General features: G+C 75.2%; 12 protein-coding genes. 4 read left to right on the top strand and 8 right to left on the bottom strand.

All coding sequences use genetic code 11. The annotated features are described in order from the left end of the window. Positions 1–7: 7 nt before the first annotated feature. Complete coding sequence (locus tag DEJ43_RS22490; protein WP_015035676.1) at positions 8–781, top strand: hypothetical protein; 774 nt, start codon at positions 8–10, stop codon at positions 779–781. A gap of 4 nt (positions 782–785) precedes the next feature. Here DEJ43_RS22490 and DEJ43_RS22485 read toward each other — a convergent pair whose 3' ends face one another. Beyond that, positions 786–2390, bottom strand: coding sequence for a cell division protein PerM (locus tag DEJ43_RS22485; protein WP_181399452.1), 1605 nt, complete (start codon positions 2388–2390; stop codon positions 786–788). A gap of 119 nt (positions 2391–2509) precedes the next feature. Here DEJ43_RS22485 and DEJ43_RS22480 point away from each other — a divergent pair, with 119 nt between their 5' ends. Next, positions 2510–3862, top strand: a complete 1353-nt coding sequence (locus tag DEJ43_RS22480) for a sigma factor-like helix-turn-helix DNA-binding protein (RefSeq protein ID WP_015035674.1) — start codon at positions 2510–2512, stop codon at positions 3860–3862. 97 nt (positions 3863–3959) lie between these two features. Here the strand turns inward: DEJ43_RS22480 and sucD are convergent, their stop codons facing one another. The 6 genes from sucD to DEJ43_RS22450 all read right to left on the bottom strand — a co-directional run bounded on the left by sucD (position 3960) and on the right by DEJ43_RS22450 (position 11714). Further along, positions 3960–4844, bottom strand: a complete 885-nt coding sequence (sucD, locus tag DEJ43_RS22475; protein WP_015035673.1) for a succinate--CoA ligase subunit alpha — start codon at positions 4842–4844, stop codon at positions 3960–3962. Between the two features lie 19 nt (positions 4845–4863). Then, positions 4864–6042 carry an ADP-forming succinate--CoA ligase subunit beta gene (gene sucC / locus DEJ43_RS22470; protein ID WP_041662784.1) on the bottom strand — a complete coding sequence of 393 codons (1179 nt, stop codon included), beginning with the start codon at positions 6040–6042 and terminating at the stop codon, positions 4864–4866. A gap of 470 nt (positions 6043–6512) precedes the next feature. Then, positions 6513–7700, bottom strand: coding sequence for a VWA domain-containing protein (locus tag DEJ43_RS22465; protein WP_015035671.1), 1188 nt, complete (start codon positions 7698–7700; stop codon positions 6513–6515). Then, positions 7697–9952, bottom strand: a complete 2256-nt coding sequence (locus tag DEJ43_RS22460) for a DUF5682 family protein (protein ID WP_015035670.1) — start codon at positions 9950–9952, stop codon at positions 7697–7699. The genes DEJ43_RS22465 and DEJ43_RS22460 overlap by 4 nt, the downstream gene beginning before the upstream one ends. Next, a complete protein-coding gene (locus tag DEJ43_RS22455; protein ID WP_015035669.1) occupies positions 9949–11106 on the bottom strand; it encodes an ATP-binding protein in 1158 nt (385 codons plus the stop codon). The genes DEJ43_RS22460 and DEJ43_RS22455 overlap by 4 nt, the downstream gene beginning before the upstream one ends. A gap of 194 nt (positions 11107–11300) precedes the next feature. After that, a complete protein-coding gene (locus DEJ43_RS22450) occupies positions 11301–11714 on the bottom strand; it encodes a hypothetical protein (RefSeq protein ID WP_015035668.1) in 414 nt (137 codons plus the stop codon). 202 nt (positions 11715–11916) lie between these two features. On the opposite strand from DEJ43_RS22450, the gene DEJ43_RS22445 reads away from it, so the two are divergent. After that, the gene (locus DEJ43_RS22445; protein WP_233447976.1) at positions 11917–13263 is read left to right on the top strand and encodes an SWIM zinc finger family protein; all 1347 of its coding nucleotides are present in this window, start codon (positions 11917–11919) and stop codon (positions 13261–13263) included. 38 nt (positions 13264–13301) lie between these two features. Beyond that, complete coding sequence (locus tag DEJ43_RS22440; protein WP_233447975.1) at positions 13302–15170, top strand: DUF5691 domain-containing protein; 1869 nt, start codon at positions 13302–13304, stop codon at positions 15168–15170. Between the two features lie 68 nt (positions 15171–15238). On the opposite strand, the gene icmB is transcribed toward DEJ43_RS22440, so the two are convergent. Beyond that, positions 15239–15646, bottom strand: coding sequence for a coenzyme B12-dependent isobutyryl CoA mutase small subunit (gene icmB / locus DEJ43_RS22435; protein WP_015035664.1), 408 nt, complete (start codon positions 15644–15646; stop codon positions 15239–15241). Positions 15647–15911: the final 265 nt, after the last annotated feature.

The raw sequence follows: 15911 nt of genomic DNA, 5'->3' as shown, positions 1-15911 counted from the left end.
TCAGCAGATGCCGGAACGCCAGTCCACGGACGACAACAACCCGTTCGCGCCGCCGCCCGAGGGCAGGCCGGATCAGCCGTGGCAGCCGCGGCGACCGGAGGGCTCGGACGACGAGACGTCCGGGGCCCCGGGATCGTCGGGGCCGTCCGACGGCCGCTGGAGCCCGCGCCAGCCCGGCCGGTCGGACGACGGCTTCGGCCGCGGTCCCGAGCGCCAGGGCGGCGGCCAGGGCGGCCCGGAGGGCGGCCCCGGCCAGGGTGGACCCGGCCGCCAGGGGCTGCGCTGGGACCCGACGGACCCGGCGCAGCGGCGGGCGCGGTACGCGATCCTCGCCGGCATGTGGGCCTTCTTCTTCGCCATCTTCGAGATCCCGGAACTGGCGCTGCTGCTCGGCGCCCTGGGCCTCTACTGGGCGATCAGCTCGCTGCGCGCCAAGCCGAAGCCGCCGGAGGAGCTGTCGTCGACATCACAGTCCGCGTCCGCCCCGGCGTCTCGGCCCTCGGGACAGCCGGGGCAGCAGGGGCCGTCCGGACAGCCCGGGGCCCGGCCGTCGGGTCAGGGCGCCACGGCGACCCCGCTCCGCTCGATGCGCACGGCCGCGATCAGCGGTCTGGTCGCGGCGAGCGTGGCCCTGATGATCGTCGCGGTGGGCTTCACGATGCAGCTCGTCTACCGCGACTTCTACGAGTGCCGCGACGACGCCCTCACCCACGCCGGCCAGCTGGCCTGCAACGACCTGCTGCCGAAGCCGCTGCGCGCGGGCTTCGGGGTCCGGGAGTAGTCCGCTAGGACCGGTCCGGGGGCGGCGGGACGGCCGGGGTCGGGGGAGTCGGCGGGGCCGGGAGAATCGGCGGGGCCGGCGGGCCGGATTCCCAGGCCGCCGGGAGGTAGTCGTACGGCTCGAAGCCGCCGTCGCCGTACGGTCCGAAGGAGTCGTACGCGTCGTACGGGACGTGCGCGTCGCGCCGGGCCGCGCCGGAATCCGCGTCGCCCGTGCCCGTGCCTGCCGGATCCGTGCCTGTGCTTGCCGGGGTTTCGGCGGCCGGATCCGCGCCGACCTGCCCGGCCGCTCCGGCCGCCGGGTCCGGGCGGGACCCTTCCTCCGGAGCGGGCGTCGCGGACGGGACGAGACCGGCCGCGGGGCCCGCCACGGCCACACCCCCCGCCGCCCCGGGCGCGGGCGCGGGCAGCGGTTTCGGGCGGGGTACCCGGCGGCCCCAGGCCCGTACCCCCAAGGCCACCGGGACGCCGACGCAGGCACCCCACAGGACCGTCGCCGCGCCCGTCTGCCACCACACCGGGCCGAAGACCGAGAGCCGCCCGGTGCCGAGCGGACCGCCCGCCGCGGCCGAGAGGACGGCGACGGCCGCCCCGCAGGCCCAGGCGGCGCCCAGTGCGGCCAGCGCCGTGTCCCTGGCCGTCCAGCTCCGCGCCGCGCGTCCCACCCGGCCGCCCTGGAACACGGCGGCGGCGAGCGGGACCGCCGCGATCGCCCCGTGCACCCACGTACCGCGCGCCTCGGTGGGCAGCGCGGCGAGGAGCGGGAACGGCGGCACGGCCGGGTCCCCGACGAGCCCCAGCGGGGTCGCCAGAGCACCCGTCCCGAGCGTGAAACCGGGCCCGAGTCCGTACGCGGCGCCCCACACGGCCATGTTCGGCAGCAGCGCGAGGACGAGCAGCACGACCGCCACCCGGCCCGACCACTCGCCCGCGATGCCCGCGTACGCGGCCTGCGCCTCGCGCGCGTGCCAGGCGAGGGAGACCGCCGCGGCGACCGCGCCGCCGGCCGACAGCGTCACGAGCCCGAGCCCCGTCGCGCGCAGGGCGACGGCGGCCTGGCGCTGTCCGGGCAGCGGGCGCCCGAGGGCCGTCCAGACGCCGGCCGCCGCCGCGCCGACGACGACGGCGGGCAGCCAGAGTCCCGCGGTGACGAGGTCGGCGGCCAGCGGTCCGCTCTCGCTGTAGACCACGACCACGGCCGCGACCAGCAGGTATCCCCCGGCCACCGCCGCGACGGCGCCGCTCGGCGAGGTCTGCGGCCGGAGACCCTCGTCGTCCGCGTCGAGGGTGTCGCGGGCGGCCCGGTGGACCAGCCAGACGGGGAGCACGGACAGCAGCATCGGGACGACGCCGAGCGGGGCGGGCAGGCCCGACAGGGTGTCCGTGCGGACGAGCTCGACGCCGTGGGCGAGCAGCCAGAGCCCGGCGGCCAGGTGCAGGGCGCCGCCGGGCCCGCCGTCGGGGTACGGGGAGCTGATCCACGCCGCGGTCACCAGGACCGCGAGGGCGCCGAGGCCGAGTCCGGCGGCGACCCCGCCCCGGACGCAGGCGGTGGCGAGCGCGGCGGAACGACCGCCGTGGACCAGGGGGTGCTCGGTCACATGGGTCACGGGGTCATGCTGCCAACGACACGCGCTTTTGCCGCGTAACAGGCAAACCTCCGTTGTGTCGCTCAAGATACGCTTATGTACTTTTCCGCCCAGAGAAGCTCTGCGGGAGGTCGACGCCGATGAGCCGGAGCACCGCGGATTCCGCATCCTCCGTCACCCTGCCGACCCCGAAGGAGCGGCGCAGGTTGCGAGAGGCCCTCGCCCTGAGCGAGGAGCAGGTCGCCGAGGCCATGGGCGTCACGAAGGCCACGGTCAGGTCGTGGGAGACCGGGCGCTCGGCCCCCCGCGGCCGCAAACGCGAGGCGTACGCGAAGCTGCTCGGCAGCTTCGAGCCGGACGGGCCGCCGTCCACGGAGAACCCGGCCGTGTCGTCGGCGTCGCCGGCGGCGTCCGAGAAACCGGCGGCGGCCGAGAGGCCCCCGGCGGCCGAGAAGCCCGCGAAGCCGCGGTCCCCGTCACCCGTACGGGCGCAGGCTCCCGCTCCCCCGGCCGACGTCCGGCCCAGGGCGGCGGCCAAGCGGGCCGCCAAGCCGCCGAAGGCCCCCTCTCCGGCCCCGGCCCCGGCCCGGAGGGCCGACCCGAGGCCGCAGGAACGGCTGAAACCGGTGGCGGCCGAGGCTCCGGCTCCCGAACCGGTCCGGCCCGCCGCCCCAGGACTCCCCGCCGTACCGGGGCTCACCCCCGAAGAGGCCTTCGACGCGCTGTACGCGCACGCGGCGCCCGGCCTCGTCCACCAGACGTATCTGCTGTCCGGCCGCCGGCGGCTCTCCCGGGAGGCCGTGGAGTACGCCTTCCACCACGCCTGGCAGCACTGGCCCGAGGTCGCCGTCGACCCGGACCCGGTCGGCTGGGTGCGGGCGACGGCGTACGAGTACGCCCTCTCCCCCTGGCACCGGCTGCGACGCGCCCACAAGCACCCCGACGCCCCGCCCACCGAGGCGAACCGGCGGGCGCTGCTCACCGCGCTCCTCGAACTGCCGCCGCCCTACCGCCGTACCGTGCTCCTCTACGACGGGCTCGGCCTCGACCTGCCGGAGACGGCCGCCGAGACCGAGGCGAGCACCCCCGCCGCCGCCAACCGGCTGCTGCACGCGCGGACGGTGCTCGGCAAGCGGGTGCCCGAACTGGCCGAGCCGGAGGCCCTGCACCGGCGGCTGAGCGCGCTGGTCACGGAGGCACCCACGGCGACCCTCCCCGCGGCCCGCGCGGTCCGGACCGGCAGCGAGAGGCGCACCCGCACCTGGACGCGCGCGGTGCTGGGGGTGACGGCGGTCCTCATCGGCGTCACCGGCTTCACGGCGGCCACCGCCCCCACCCGGTACATCCCGGTGAACGCCCCCGGCGAGACCGTCAACGGCGTCCCGGTGCGCGGCGGCCCGCAGAAGCTCCGCCCGGAGGACGTGGAGCTCCGCGACAGGCTGCGCGCCGAACCGAACCCGGGCCCGGAGCGGCTGGTCCCGACGGCCGAGTAGCTCCGCGGGTACGCGAGAGGGCCCCGCCCCCGCCCGGGTGACCGGGCAGTGGGGGCGGGGCCCTCTCGTACGGCTCGCTGCCGCGCTACGCGCTGATTCAGCCCGCGAGGATGGCGCGCGCCAGCTTGGCCGTCTCGGTCGGCGTCTTGCCGACCTTGACGCCCGCGGCCTCAAGGGCCTCCTTCTTCGCCTGGGCGGTGCCGGAGGAGCCGGAGACGATGGCGCCGGCGTGGCCCATGGTCTTGCCCTCGGGCGCGGTGAAGCCCGCGACGTAGCCGACGACCGGCTTGGTGACGTTGGCCTTGATGAAGTCGGCCGCACGCTCCTCGGCGTCGCCGCCGATCTCACCGATCATGACGATCAGGTCGGTGTCCGGGTCGGCCTCGAAGGCCGCCAGGGCGTCGATGTGCGTGGTGCCGATGACCGGGTCGCCACCGATGCCGACGGCGGACGAGAAGCCGATGTCACGGAGCTCGTACATCATCTGGTACGTCAGCGTGCCGGACTTCGAGACCAGGCCGATGCGGCCCGGCTTCGTGATGTCGCCCGGGATGATGCCGGCGTTGGACTGGCCCGGGGTGATGAGACCGGGGCAGTTCGGGCCGATGATCCGGGTCTTGTTGCCCTTCGCCTGCGCGTACGCCCAGAAGGCGGCGGAGTCGTGGACGGCGATGCCCTCGGTGATGACGACGGCCAGCGGGATCTCGGCGTCGATCGCCTCGACCACGGCGGCCTTCGCGAACGCCGGCGGGACGAAGAGGACCGAGACGTTGGCGCCGGTCTCCTTCATCGCCTCGGCGACGGAGCCGAAGACCGGGACCTCGGTGCCGTCGAAGTCGACGGTCGTGCCGGCCTTGCGCGGGTTCACGCCACCGACGATGTTGGTGCCGTCACCCAGCATGAGCTTGGTGTGCTTCATGCCCGTGGCACCGGTCATGCCCTGGACGATGACCTTGCTGTCCTTGGTCAGGAAGATAGCCATGGTGTTCTGACCTCGTCCCTTACTTCGCAGCCGCGAGCTCGGCGGCCTTGTCGGCCGCGCCGTCCATGGTGTCCACGCGCTGCACGAGCGGGTGGTTCGCGTCCGACAGGATCTTGCGACCCAGCTCCGCGTTGTTGCCGTCGAGGCGCACGACCAGCGGCTTGGTGACCTCTTCGCCCTTGGAGGCGAGGAGCTCGAGGGCCTGGACGATGCCGTTGGCGACCTCGTCACAGGCGGTGATGCCACCGAAGACGTTGACGAACACGGACTTGACGTCCGGGTCGCCCAGGATGATCTCCAGGCCGTTCGCCATGACCTCGGCGGAGGCGCCGCCACCGATGTCGAGGAAGTTGGCCGGCTTCACGCCGCCGTGGTTCTCACCGGCGTACGCGACGACGTCCAGGGTCGACATGACCAGGCCGGCGCCGTTGCCGATGATGCCGACCTCGCCGTCGAGCTTGACGTAGTTGAGGTTCTTGGCCTTGGCGGCAGCCTCGAGCGGGTTGGCTGCGGCCTTGTCCTCGAGGGCCTCGTGCTCGGGCTGACGGAAGTCGGCGTTCTCGTCGAGCGAGACCTTGCCGTCCAGCGCCAGGATGCGGCCGTCCTTGGTCTTCACCAGCGGGTTGACCTCGACGAGGAGCGCGTCCTCGGCGACGAAGGTCTTCCACAGGGTGACCAGGACCTCGGCGACACCCTCGGCGACGTCGGCCGGGAACTTCGCCTGGGCGACGATCTCGCGGGCCTTCTCCAGGGTGACGCCGTCGTTGGCGTTGACCGGGACCTTCGCGAGGGCCTCGGGGGTCTTCTCCGCGACCTCCTCGATGTCCATGCCGCCCTGCACCGAGGCCATGGCCAGGAAGGTGCGGTTGGTGCGGTCGAGGAGGTACGAGACGTAGTACTCCGCCTCGATCTCCGGGGACAGCTCGGCGATCATCACCTTGTGGACCGTGTGGCCCTTGATGTCCATCCCGAGGATGTCCGTCGCGCGGGCGACGGCCTCGTCCGCGTCGGCGGCCAGCTTGACGCCGCCGGCCTTGCCGCGGCCACCGACCTTCACCTGCGCCTTGACGACGGACTTGCCGCCGAGGCGCTCGGTCGCGGCGCGCGCGGCCTCAGGCGTGTCGATGACTTCACCGGCCAGCACCGGTACTCCGTGCTTGGCGAAGAGGTCCCTCGCCTGGTACTCGAACAGGTCCACGCGCGTCCGTCCCTTTTCTGATGATCGCGGTTCGTTGTCTGCGTGGGCGTGCCGCGGAGGGCAACGTGACTGCGCTGTCACAAGGGAGGCGTACACGGTGTCCGTGGACGCGGCATGTCCGTCTCGCAGGTTATCCCTGAGGGACGTAGGTCCCTAAATCGCAGATCACAACGGAGCGGTGATACGGGTCACAGGCCGTAGGACCGAAGGGGCCGTCCGTAGGGGGCCGGGGGCGGGGGCCCGGGGCGGACGCGGCAGGCGGCGCATGGCCTCCCGACCCCTCACGACGCGCCGGGGAAGCGGGTGAGGGCCGGTCCGGGGGCGGTGTGATATGGGACTCAGTGCGGCCCGTGGCACCCGTGCGGGTGGCCCCGGGACGACGGATTCCGCACCCGGGGACGCCGGGGCGCCGGGGATGCCCGGGGCGCCGAGGACGCCGGGGCGCCGGGACCGGGCTCACGGCACCGGGCTCACGGCACGGGTATCGGGAGTGGCCGCTTCTCCAGGGCCGCGGCCATCACCTCCGGAAAGAGATCGGGCGTGCAGGCGAAGGCCGGGACGCCGAGCGCGGCGAGCGCCGCCGCGTGCTCGCGGTCGTACGCCGGGGCGCCCTCGTCCGACAGGGCGAGCAGCGCCACGAACTGGACGCCCGCGGCCTTCATCGCCGCGACCCGCTTCAGCATCTCGTCGCGGATGCCCCCCTCGTACAGGTCGCTGATGAGGACGACGACGGTGTCCGCGGGGCGGGTGATCTTCGACTGGCAGTGGGCGAGGGCGCGGTTGATGTCGGTGCCGCCGCCGAGCTGGGTGCCGAAGAGGACGTCGACGGGGTCGTCGATCCGGTCGGTCAGGTCCACGACGGCGGTGTCGAAGACGACGAGCCGGGTGTCGATCGACCTCAGGGAGGCGAGCACCGCGCCGAACACGGAGGCGTACACGACGGAGGCCGCCATCGAGCCCGACTGGTCGATGCAGAGCACCACCTCCTTGCGGGTCCCCCGCGCGGCCCGGCCGTGGCCGACGAGCCGCTCGGGGACGACCGTGCGGTGCTCCGGCAGGTAGTTCCCGAGGTTGGCGCGGATCGTGCGGTCCCAGTCGATGTCCCGGTGGCGCGGCCTGCTGATCCGGGCGGAGCGGTCGAGGGCGCCGGTGAGGGTCGCCCGGGTGCGGGTGGCGAGCCGCTTCTCCAGGTCGTCGACGACCTTGCGCACGACGGCCCGGGCGGTCTCCCTGGTCGTCTCCGGCATGGCCTTGTGCAGGGACAGCAGGGTGCCGACCAGGTGCACGTCCGCCTCGACGGCCTCCAGCATCTCCGGTTCCAGGAGGAGGCCGGCGAGGCCGAGCCGGTCGATCGCGTCACGCTGCATGACCTGGACGACGGAGCTGGGGAAGTACGTCCGGATGTCACCGAGCCAGCGGGCGACGGAGGGCGCGGAGGCGCCGAGTCCGGCCGAGCGGTCCCGGCCGGTGCGCTCGCCGCCGTGGCTCGGGCGGCCGTAGAGCGCGGTGAGGGCCCCGTCCATGGCGGCGTCGGTGCCGCCGAGGACCCGCCCGGTGCCGTCGGCGTCCCCGCCGCCGAGGACGAGCCGCCAGCGGCGCAACCGCTCGTCGCCGCTGCTCGGGTTCAGACCGGTGCTGGTACTCGCGTTCCTGTTCATACGAGGACCTCCGTGCCGAGGACGAGGTGGAGCAGGGGCAGTACGGCATCCGCCCGGTCCCGGTCGAGGGTGGCGGCGAAGCCGGGGACGCCGGGCGCGGAGTGGCCCGGGCCGCCTGCCTTCGGGCCCCGTGCGACCAGCTCGCCGAGGGTGCGGCGCACGCCCGGCTCGTATCCGGAGAAGGTGCGGCGCAGCAGCGGCAGGACATCGGTGAACGCCCCGGGCGGAACGCTCGTGAGCCAGCCGTCGACCAGGCCCAGGAGCCGCTCGTCGTGGACCAGGAGCAGCCCGCCGCCGGAGGCCCCGCCGACGAAGCCGTCGATCCAGGCCGCGGCGTCCGGCGGCGGGGTGCCGGGCGATAGGGCCCGGCTCATGAGCCGGGCGGCGTCGTCGTCGGCGATCCGGCCCTCGTCGAGGAGGAGCCGGGTGGCCCTGCCCCGGAGGACGCCCGGGACCCGGTCACGGTCGGCGAGGCGGCGCAGCACCCCCGCCCAGCGCTCGGTCGGCCCGGCGGCGTCGGGCAGCAGCGCGACGGCCTGGTGGACCTCGTCGATCCGCTCGCGCATGGCGGCGGCCGCGTCCGTGTCGAGCCCGGCGCAGGCGGGTGGCAGGCCGACGCAGATCCGCTCGGCGAGACCGGTGGCGACCTCGGCCAGGGCCCGGGTGTCGGTGCCGCGGACGTCGCCGTAGCGCAGGGAGCGTGCGAGGGCCGGGAGGGCCTGCGCGAGGTGCGCCACGTCGGTGTCGAGCGCGGCGCGGTCGGCGAGCGCCCGCATCACGACCGGCAGCGCCTCGCCGAGCCCGGCGAGGAGGCAGTGCTCGGCGAGGGCGGTGATGTCGGCGAGGGCCGTCGCCCCCAGGGCCCGGGAGCGGGCCCGGGCGGTCGCGGCGGCCTCGACGGTGGTGCCCCAGACGCCGGCCTCGGCGACCTGGACGTGCAGCTCGGGCTCCCAGCGCAGCCGCCAGGCCTCGCGGAAGGTGCCGGTGCCGGAGCGGCCGACGACCGGCTCGCCCCAGCGGACGCCGAGCAGCCGCAGCCGGTGCAGCAGCCGGCTCCGCTCGCCGTCCGTCTCCTTGCGGAGGTCCAGGTCGAGCTCGCGCTCGGTGGCCTCCGGCTTGAGGCGCAGGGTGCGCTGGCGGCGGGCCAGGTCGCGCTGGAGGGGGACGGCGGGGGCGCCGGCCGGGACCTCGCCGAGGACGTCGCCGACGACGAGCCGGTCCCGGACGAGGTCGAGCGGCACGTCGGAGCCCTCGCAGAGGACGGCGCGGACGGCGTCGGTCGTCTCGTCGAGGCCCGGCCGCGGCCTGCCGCGCAGGGCGGCGAGGGTCTCGGCGAGCCGGACGGCCTCGATGACGTGGGCGGAGGAGACGAGGTGATCCTCGGCCCTGAGGAGTCCGGCGACCCTGGTCATCCAGCGCTCCACGGGCCGGTCGGGGGCGGCGAAGAGGTGCCCGTACCAGCCGGGCGAGTCGATCCCCGCTCCGTACCCCGAGCGGCGGGCGAGCCTGCGGTGGGTCCAGGGGACCCAGGTCATCTCGGCCTTCACCTTGGGCAGGCCCTTGAGCAGGGCCCGGTCGGCGGCGACGGTGGTCCGGCGGGTGAGGGCGGGAGCGTGCCAGGCGCCGCAGACGACGGCGACGTCGTCGCCGAACTCCTTGCGGGCGGCCCGGAGCCGGAGCCGCATGTGGGCCTCGCGGACGAGGTCGCGGGGATGGCCGCCGTGCCCGTACGCCTCGCGGAGCGCGCCCATGGCCTCGGCGAGGGCCTCGAACGGCGCGGTGGGGTCGCCGTCGCCGCGCAGTTCGACGACGTCCTCCCACCAGCGCTCGGCGTCCTCGTGTCCGGCGGCCTTCGCGAGTTCGGCGACGGGGTCGATCCGCAGCCCGCTCCCGGACACCTCGTCCTCCCCGTCGTCCCAGGTGGGGTCGGCGGCGGCGAGGCTGTACGCGGCGGGCAGGTCGACGAACCGGACGGCGGCGCCGCGGTCGAGGGCCCAGCGGATCGCGACCCACTCGGGCGAGAACGCGGCCATCGGCCAGAACGCGGCACGCCCCGGGTCGTCCACGGCATGGGCGAGCAGGGCGACCGGCGGACGCATGTCGGGGTCCGCGGCGAGGGCCACGAGGGCGTCGGCCTCGGCGGGGCCTTCGACGAGCACGGCGGCGGGCTTCTCCGCCTCCAGCGCGGCGAGCACCCCGCGCGCCGACCCGGGCCCGTGGTGCCGCACCCCGAGGACGAGCGGCGGTGTCACGCGCTCACCTCGCGGCAGGCGCGGTAGAAGTCCTTCCAGCCGTCCCGCTCTCTGACCACGGTCTCCAGGTACTCCTGCCAGACGACCCGGTCGGCCGCCGGATCGCGGACGACCGCGCCGAGGATGCCCGCCGCGATGTCCGCCGGGCGCAGCACGCCGTCACCGAAGTGGGCGGCGAGGGCGAGGCCGCCGGTGACGACGGAGATGGCCTCGGCGGTGGAGAGCGTCCCCGAGGGGGACTTGACCCGCGTCCGGCCGTCGGTGGTGACACCGTCGCGCAGCTCGCGGAAGACGGTGACGACCCGGCGGATCTCGTCGGCCCCGTCCGGGACGGCCGGCAGGGCGAGGGAGCGGCCGAGCTGCTCGACGCGGCGGGCGACGATGTCGACCTCCGCCTCGGGGCTCGCGGGCAGCGGCAGGACCACGGTGTTGAAGCGGCGGCGCAGCGCGCTGGAGAGTTCGTTGACGCCCCGGTCGCGGTCGTTGGCGGTGGCGATCAGGTTGAAGCCGGGGACGGCCTGCACCTCCTGGCCCAGCTCGGGGACGGGCAGGGTCTTCTCGGACAGGATGGTGATGAGCGTGTCCTGCACGTCGGCGGGGATGCGGGTGAGCTCCTCCACCCGGGCCGTCATGCCCTGGGCCATCGCCCGCATGACGGGGCTGGGCACGAGGGCGTCCTCGCTGGGCCCGTGGGCGAGGAGCTGGGCGTAGTTCCAGCCATAGCGGACGGCTTCCTCCGGGGTGCCGGCGGTGCCCTGGACGAGCAGGGTGGAGTCGCCGCTGACGGCGGCGGCGAGGTGCTCGGAGACCCAGGTCTTGGCGGTGCCGGGGACGCCGAGGAGGAGCAGCGCCCGGTCGGTGGCGAGGGTGGTGACGGCGACTTCGACGATGCGGCGGGGCCCCACGTACTTGGGGGTGATCACCGTGCCGTCGGGGAGGGTGCCGCCGAGGAGGTAGGTGGCGACGGCCCACGGCGAGAGACGCCAACGGGCGGGGCGGGGCCGGTCGTCGGCGGCGGCGAGCGCGGCGAGTTCGTCGGCGAAGGCGTGCTCGGCGTGCGGCCGCAGGACCTCGGTCGCGGTCCGCGGCCGTCCCGGTCCGGTGTCCTGGTCGACACCGGAACCGGGCTGCGCGATGGTTTCGGGCACGGGCATGGATCCCCCTCCAGATCGTTCGACCTGCTGTGTGATCCACCGTGCACCATGCCACTGACAACGGGATGTCGGCGCTGGTCAGGGCTGGTGGGAGGGGTGACGGGCGGTCAGCGGCCCGTGCTCTGGCGGAGGTTCGGCCCCGCGCCCGTGACGGGAAGTCAACGGACGCTCGTTTCCTCGCCTCTGGCGGTGGGTCAGCCGACGACCGGGGAGACCGCGACGCAGCCGCCCGCCATGGCCTGCTCGGCCTTGGACTCCTTGATGACCTTGCCCTGGTAGATGACCTTGCAGGTGAGGTCGGCGGGGGTGAGCGAGACCGGCATGACGGCCGGCGGCATGATGCCCTTCAGCTTCACCGTCTTCTTCCACGGCGTGGTCGGCTTCTTCTCCGACTCGACCTTCGGTGCCATCGCGGTGCCGTCACCGGCGTGGTAGTCGATGGACTCGATCCCCGTGCCGGTGACCTCGTAGGTGACCTCGTAGGACTCGGTCACCGACTTGTCGACCTGGTCGGCGGCCTTCTCGGCGGCCTCCGAGCAGGCGCCGAGGCCGAGGGCGAGCGCGGCGACGGCGAAGGCCGAGACGGCGGTACGGGTGGTGCGCTTCATTGCGGTGTTCCCCTGGAGCTGTTCTGGTGGATCAGTGCGTCGGCCGGCCGGTGGTTCGGGCGGGCGAGGGATCACGTGATCGATTGGTCCTTCGCAGGGAACCGTAAAGGGACGGTCAAGTCAAACCCCTTCACGGCCTCTCCACCACCCCCGAACACCCAGGCCAGAGGCGTTGTCAGTGGCGGCCTCTACCGTCGGGTACATGAATGCCATGGGGGTGCGTCGGACGGCTGATCAGGTGCTGGCACTGGCTCCTGACGAGGCGTCGCGCAGAGCGGGAAGCAGGCTCGGCACGGCCGGGCCCTGGTCGGGGACGGGCCGCGGCGACGGGGCCGTCTGGGGCCTGTGCGAGGGCAGTGGCGCCACGCCGTACCGCACGGTCGTCGACACCACGGGACCGGCGTACCTGTGCGGTTGCCCGAGCCGCAAGTTCCCCTGCAAGCACGCGCTCGGACTGCTGCTCCTCCAGGCCTCGGACGAGACCGCGATCGGGGACTCCGCCGCGCCCGACTGGGCCGAGCGGTGGCTCGCCGCGCGCCGGGGGCGCGCGGCGGGCGCGGCCCGCGCGGCGGAGGGGGACACCGGCGGCGGCCCGGCCGATCCGGAGGCGGCGCGCCGCAGGGCCGAGCGGAGAGCCGCCCGGATCACCTCGGGCGCCGAGGAGTTGGAGCGGCGGCTCGCCGATCTGCTGCGCGGCGGCCTGGCGGCGGCCGAGCAGCCGGGGTACGGACTGTGGGAGGAGACGGCGGCCCGGATGGTCGACGCCCAGGCGCCGGGGCTCGCGGGGCGCGTGCGCGAGCTCGGCGCGATCCCGGGCTCGGGGCCCGGCTGGCCGGTGCGGCTCCTGGAGGAGTGCGCGCTGACCCACCTCCTGGACCGGGCGTGGCTGACCGCCGACCGGCTGCCCGCGCCCTTCGCCACGACCGTACGGACCCGGGTGGGCCTCCCCGCCCCGGTCACCGGCCTCCCGGTGCGCGACCACTGGCTCGTCCTCGCCCAGTACGACGCGGCCGACACGCGGCTGACGACCCGGCGGATCTGGCTGCACGGCACCATGAGCGGCCGCACCGCGCTCCTCCTCTCCTTCGGCGCGGGGGGCCGCGCGCCCCGGCTGGCGCTCCCGGTGGGCGCGGTGCTCGACGGCGAGTTGACCCCGCACGCGGGCTCCGGTCAGCTGCGGGCGGAGCCGGGCGAGCAGTTCGTGCCGGTCACGGGCCCCACGGCCCCGCCGCCGGGCGGACCGGTGGGCGCGGCCCTCGACGCGTACGGCCGTGCGCTGGGCGAGGACCCGTGGCTGGAGTCCTGGCCGGTGACGCTGAGCCGGGTCGTCCCCGCGCGGGCGGAGTACGGCTGGCAGCTCGCCGACGCGGACGGCCGCGAGGCGCTGCCGCTGACGCCCGCCGCCCAGTCCCGGCCCGGGCTCTGGCGTCTGGTCGCCCTGTCCGGAGGCGGCCCGGTGACGGTCTTCGGCGAGTGCGGCCACCGGGGCTTCTCGCCCCTCGCCGCCTGGTCCCTGGAGTCCCCGGAAGAGACGGTCCCCCTCATATGACCCCCGCCCACGCCCCGCGGCCCGCCCGGAGGCCCCCGATGAACCCGACCCCGGCCTCGTCCACCGACACCGCCCCCGCCCCGCGCGCAGCGACCGAGCCGACCGCGCCGCCCGTGACCACCACTGCCCCCACGCCGACCACGCCGGCCGCGCCGGCCGCGCCGACCACAGCCGACGCGACCACCACCGCCACCACCACCGCGACCGCCGCCACCGCGGCCGACGGCCCCGCTCACGGCGAAGGCCCCGCGAACGACGAAGCCGCCCCGAACCAGGGCCGGAACGACCAGCCGGACGGCAGCCGGGCCGTCTCCCCCGACGACGTCTGGGAGCAGCTCGTCACCTCGGCCCTGCTCGGGACGGACCGGCGGGCGCCCGGCCTGCTCGCCGGAGTACCCGGCGCGGAGATACCGGGGGCGCTGCTCGACGCCGCCGCGCTCCACACCGTACGGCGCAGGGCGGGGCTGCGTCCCGGGCCCGCCGCGCCCCCGCCGGCGCCCGCCCCCGAGGACCCGCGGGCGCCGCTGCCCAGGGACGCCCGGCGGAGGCTGGAACAGCTCCTCGCCGGCCGGGCCGCGCCCTCGCCCGCCGGGCGGCGCGGCGCGGCCCCCGACCTCGCCGAACTGCTGCCGCAGTGGCTGGCGCTCGCCAACGAGCGCGGCTACAAGGCCCCGGCCGCCACCCTGCCCGCCCTGCTCGACGCGGCCCGGGCGCGCACGGACCTCCGGCCCCAGGCGCTCCGGCTCGCCGGGCCGCGCGGTCTGTGGCTGGCCGGGCTGAACCCGGAGTGGAGGTTCGCGCTCCGGGGAGCGGGCGCGGGCGGCTCCCTCCCGGACACCGGCGACGAGGAGGCCGTGCGGGCCCTCTGGGACGAGGGCCTGTTCGCCGAGCGGGTCGCCCTGCTCGGCGCCGTACGGACCGGTGATCCGGCGGCCGGTCTGGCCCTCCTCGCTTCCACCTGGGCGGTGGAGCGGGCGGAGGACCGGCTGATGTTCCTGGACTCCCTGCGCACCGGACTCTCCGGCGCGGACGAGGAGTTCCTCGAAGAGGCGCTCGCCGACCGCAGCCGGAACGTCCGCGCCACCGCCGCCGAACTGCTGTCCGCGCTGCCCGACTCGGCGCTCGCGGGCCGGATGGCGGGCCGGGCGGTGACCTGTGTCGGCCTCGACCGGACGGCGTCCACGCCGACCGTCGTCGTGGAGGCGCCGCACGAGTGCGACTCGGCCATGCAGCGGGACGGTCTCGTGGCGACGCCACCGGCGGGGCGCGGCGAGCGGTCCTGGTGGCTGGGCCAGCTCGTCGAGGCGGCGCCGCTGTCGTGCTGGCCGCCCCGGTTCGGGGGCCGTGGCCCCGAGGAGATCGTGGCCCTTCCGGTCGCCGACGACTGGCAGGCCGAACTGCACGCGGCCTGGTGCCGGGCGGCCGTGCGCCAGCGGGACGCGGCCTGGTCGCGCGCGCTGCTCGGCTCCCCTGCGGTCCCGCCCGCGACGGGTCCCGGCACCTCGTCGCTGGCCGAGCGGGCCCAGCTCCTGTCGACGCTCTCCCCGGAGGAACGGGCGGGCTGGGTCGCCTCGTTCATCGCGGCCCACGGCCTGTCGGAGGCCTTCCAGCTGCTCGGCGTCTGCGAGGTGCCGTGGGCGGAGCCGCTCGGCGGTGCGGTGATCGACGCCCTCGACATCGCGCGGGAGGCGGGCAGTTACCCCTGGAGCTTCAGCGGGGTGATGGGGCTGGCGGAGCGCTGCCTCGCTCCGGAGGCGGCCCGGCAGCTGGAGTCCCTGACGGCCCGTCCGGACGAGGCCGACGACATCTCCCCCGGTGCGGGCGGCTATTGGTCGGAGGCCTTCCAGCGTCTGGTGTCCACGCTGCGGCTGCGTGCGGCGATGCGCGCCGAGCTCATCGGAGCCTGAACCGGCGAAGGGCCCTCCCGCAGGGGGAGGGCCCTTCGCGGGCGGACCGGGAGGATGACCGGAACGGCTTACGCGGCCACGCGCACGTTCGCGTTCACCCAGTCGACGATGGACGAGGTGGTCGCGCCCGGCGTGAAGATCTCCGCCACGCCCTTCTCCTTGAGCGGCGCGATGTCCGCGTCGGGGATGATGCCGCCACCGAAGACCTTGATGTCCTCCGCGTCGCGGTCCTTGAGGAGTTCCAGGACCTTCACGAACAGCGTGTTGTGCGCGCCCGAGAGGATCGACAGGCCGATCGCGTCGGCGTCCTCCTGGATCGCGGTGTCGACGATCTGCTCGGGCGTCTGGTGGAGGCCGGTGTAGATGACCTCCATGCCGGCGTCGCGGAGTGCCCGCGCGATCACCTTGGCCCCGCGATCGTGGCCGTCGAGACCCGGCTTGGCCACCACCACGCGGATCGGACCGGTCACACCCATCACTGCCTCCACATGCGACCCCCGCGCGTCTTTGCCGGGGAGGTGAACGAACGTTATCCCCAGCATCCCGCACGCGCCCGTTTCGCGGTGACGAGCGAGGGGGAAATCACACGTGGGACATGTTCGCTCTGCGTGGTACCCCGCTTCCGGGCCCTCCTCCTGGGCCCACCAGCCGCAAGCGGGGCACCGTCGCGAAGGGAGCCGCGACGAGGTCGCCGCGTCTCCGTGCCGCCGTCCGTGCGGCGCGGGGGCGCGGCGTACCGGC

Source organism: Streptomyces venezuelae ATCC 10712 (assembly GCF_008639165.1).
GTDB classification, from domain to species: Bacteria; Actinomycetota; Actinomycetes; order Streptomycetales; family Streptomycetaceae; genus Streptomyces; species Streptomyces venezuelae.
The sequence above is the reverse complement of the archived record's forward strand: the minus strand, read 5'-3'. Positions and strand labels throughout refer to the sequence as shown.